Annotated in this window: 3 protein-coding genes and 1 pseudogene; 3 read left to right on the plus strand and 1 reads right to left on the minus strand. The window is 64.1% G+C overall.

Annotation, left to right across the window (positions count from 1 at the left end; all coding sequences use genetic code 11):
- Positions 1-16 precede the first annotated feature (16 nt).
- A complete protein-coding gene (locus tag ACFYOW_RS28745; RefSeq protein WP_387293045.1) occupies positions 17-742 on the plus strand; it encodes an aspartate/glutamate racemase family protein in 726 nt (241 codons plus the stop codon).
- Positions 743-973: 231 nt separating this feature from the next.
- On the opposite strand, the gene ACFYOW_RS28750 is transcribed toward ACFYOW_RS28745, so the two are convergent.
- The gene (locus ACFYOW_RS28750) at positions 974-1171 is read right to left on the minus strand and encodes a transposase (protein ID WP_387293047.1); all 198 of its coding nucleotides are present in this window, start codon (positions 1169-1171) and stop codon (positions 974-976) included.
- Between the two features lie 356 nt (positions 1172-1527).
- Here ACFYOW_RS28750 and ACFYOW_RS28755 point away from each other — a divergent pair.
- Together ACFYOW_RS28755 and ACFYOW_RS28760 are read left to right on the plus strand one after the other, a co-directional pair.
- A pseudogene (locus tag ACFYOW_RS28755) lies at positions 1528-1653 on the plus strand (transposase); the annotation flags it as partial.
- A gap of 295 nt (positions 1654-1948) precedes the next feature.
- The coding region (locus tag ACFYOW_RS28760; RefSeq protein ID WP_387293049.1) for an IPT/TIG domain-containing protein at positions 1949-3106 on the plus strand (1158 nt) is incomplete at its 3' end.

Below are 3106 nucleotides of genomic sequence, written 5' to 3' on the forward strand. Positions count from 1 at the left end.
CGCAAGGAGCAGCGCGATGAGGCATGTTGGTATCTTGGCGCACAGTATCGAAGGCGCGTCGCTCTGCTTGCGGACGCTGTCGCAGGAGGGTGCCCGCGATCTCGGAAGACACGAGCACGCGGATGTGACCCTGGATTGCATCGCGATGGGCCGCAGCATGCCCGCGTGGGAGGCCGGTGATCACGGCGCGATTCGAAAGACCTTGGCCACCAGCATCGATCGCCTCGCCAACGCCGGAGCCGAATTCTTCGTCTGCCCCGACAACACCGCGCATATGGCGCTGGAGTATGACGGCGAAGACCTGGCTCTGCCGGGTCTGCACATCGCCGAAATCGTCGCGGAGAATGCGGCCGCGGAAGGTTATCGGCGGGTCGCAGTGCTGGGTACCAAGTACACGATGACCGGCCCGATCTACCCGCGCGTGTTGGCGGCCAAGAGAATCGCCGCCGAGATCCCGGACTCCGACGAGCGCCGCTTGATCGACGACATCATCTTCACCGAACTGTGCGCAGGAGTGATCACGGCCGCATCCCGGCAGCGCTACCTCGATATCATCAACCGCCTGCATGGTCTGGGCTGTGACGCTGTCGCCCTGGTTTGTACCGAGATCCCGCTGTTGGTAACGCCGGACGTATCCCCTTTACCCACACTGGATTCCACTCGACTGCTTGCCGCGGCCGCCCACCAGGTCGCCATCGAGGCGCGCCCGCTTCCGACCTGGTATGGCGGCGCCATCGACTGAAATCCGTGTCCGCCAACGATTTCGGTATTCCATGACATCCGCGGCAGGTCTTTCCGCGCCACACCAACATAGGAGCGCCAACGATCGGCAGGGTGCTAGGTCGGCGGGCCTGCAGATACGAGCGAGGCGCGGTAGTCCTCGGTGTCGTTGGTGTCCCATGGTTCGCTCAGTACGGGATCGGATAGTTCGGTGACTGTTGGGGTGCCGAACCGTCTGCCATGGAACGAACACCTACGCCAGATCCCGCCCGGGAACCCCGCTCCGCAACCGATACAGCATCCCCTCGACCACGCGGCGGTTGTTGGCATAGTCGCGGCCGACTCGGCCCAAGGATCTCGGTAGCAGCTGTTCCAGCAATTCCCATCGCTGGTCGGTCAGAACCCGAAACCGAGACCAGCAACCGCATCGACCACCGTGACCACTTTCCATCTCACCATCGCACCGATTTCCGTGTCACCGCAACGGGATTGGTACTGGGGCTAGGTACGGGCGGGCCGATTTCGACCTTCTTCTGGCATCGCCTCTGGCGGTTGCGTCAACGACTCGGCGATGAGGACCCCACCCGCAAGCAGGATCCGAATCTGCGCCGCCACCTCACCGCGGCCGACAACTTCCTCACGTGGCTCACCGACCAAGGACTCACCTGGCCACCGGCAGCAGCGACTACACCGCCCTGCTGTGGGATGTCGGCTTCACAGCCGACGTCGTCGCTTCCCTGTGCAGCTGGGGCGGGAAGGCGTTCGATTCCCCGCAATGGCCGCAGGACGTCCCCGCAGCCCCACGTCCCCGGCTTTGCCCCTGAGACCGACGCTCGTGACGCGCACATCATCGCCGATGCGGCCCGCACCATGCCGCACAAGCTGCGCCGCGTCGATGTCGGGGACGAAACTTTCACTGAGTTCGGTGGGCTCCGAGCGACTCGGCGATACGGGCAGGCCCGTGCGTATTGAGATCGAATACCGCGGCGGTGGGGCATCTCCTGTCGGGGCGGTCGGCTCGAGTTCGGGGAACAGGTGCCGCGGGTAGCCAGCGCGCTGAACAGCTACCGGACGAACAGAACACGGATACAAACCGGACGAAAACGGACCGGGGATTCATTGCCGTAGTGCCTGCGCTGGAGGGTTACTGGATATAAGCGGTGTCACGATCCAGGCCTGTGCTGCTGCGGGACAACCCATTTCACTATCACTGGTTAGAAGGCAAGAAATGGCACCTGTTATCACCTCGCTGACACCCTCGTCCGGCCCTGCAGCGGGTTTCAATTCTGTAGTCATCACCGGCTCCGGGTTCAGCGGTGTGGGTCCGTTGGCTGTCCGGTTCGGCACGACGGCAACGACATTCACCATCGACTCCAATACCCAGATCACGGCCATCGCTCCGTCTGGAACCGGCACGGTGAACGTCACCGTCGAGGCACTGCTGGATGGTACGAGCAACCCGCTGCCCTACACATATGTTGGGGTTCCTACCTTGACCAGCATCAGTCCGGCTTCGGGGTCGGCGGCCGGGGGGACGACGGTCGTGCTCACCGGCACGAACCTGACGGGTGCGACCGGGGTGAGTTTCGGTGGTACACCGGCGACTTCGTTCACTGTGAACTCCTCGACGCAGATCACCGCGGTGGCGCCGGCCCATTCCGTCGGGACGGTGTCGGTCAAGGTCACCACCGCGGGTGGAACCAGCAATGGTGTCTCCTTCACCTACGTCGCGGTTCCCACACTGACCACCATCGCGCCGAACGCTGGTCCAGTGACCGGCGGGACCACGGTCGTGCTCACGGGCACGAATCTGACAGGTGCGACCGCGGTGAATTTCGGTGGCACCCCGGCGACTTCGTTCACCGTCAACTCGTCGACGAAGATCACCGCCGTCGCCCCCGCCGGGTCGGCCGGGACGGTGTCGGTCACCGTCACCACAGCCGGTGGAACGAGTAACGGTGTCTCTTACACCTATGTTGCGGTGCCGACGCTGACGGCCATCGCCCCGAATGCCGGTCCGGTGGCGGGCGGGACGACGGTTGTGCTCACGGGCACGAATCTGACGGGTGCGACCGGGGTGAGTTTTGGTGGTACACCGGCGACTTCGTTCACGGTGAACTCCTCGACGCAGATCACCGCGGTGGCGCCGGCCCATTCAGTCGGGACGGTGTCGGTTACCGTCACCACCGTGGGTGGAACCAGTAACGGTGTCTCCTTCACCTATGTTGCGGTTCCCACGCTGACCGCCGTCGCACCGAACGCCGGTCCGGTAGCGGGCGGGACGACCGTCGTGCTCACGGGCACGAATCTGACGGGTGCGACCGGGGTGAGTTTTGGTGGTACACCGGCGACTTCGTTCACGGTGAACTCCTCGACGCAGATCACC

This window comes from Nocardia sp. NPDC006982 (genome assembly GCF_042869435.1).
GTDB lineage: Bacteria > Actinomycetota > Actinomycetes > Mycobacteriales > Mycobacteriaceae > Nocardia.